The following is a 201-nucleotide window of genomic DNA, read 5'->3' on the forward strand; positions in this document are numbered from 1 at the left end:
GTCTCGTACAGCTGAAGCTTAGAGGCTTTTCTTGGAACCACTTCCGATCACTTCGCAAGCAATGCTCGCTCGTGCCACACCCTTGATTTACGCGCCCGGATTTGCCTAAGCGCCATCTTCGATGCAGCAACAGGGACATCCAACACCCTGATGATTTTCCGCGATCCGTCCCCCCATCGCACTGTACGACGGTGCTGGAAT

General features: G+C 54.7%; 1 rRNA gene. It reads right to left on the bottom strand.

What is annotated here, in order from left to right:
• Nucleotides 1–201, bottom strand: a 23S ribosomal RNA gene (locus KVT32_RS32730); the annotation flags it as partial.

Source organism: Achromobacter sp. GbtcB20, assembly GCF_019091095.1.
Classification (GTDB): domain Bacteria; phylum Pseudomonadota; class Gammaproteobacteria; order Burkholderiales; family Burkholderiaceae_B; genus Achromobacter; species Achromobacter mucicolens.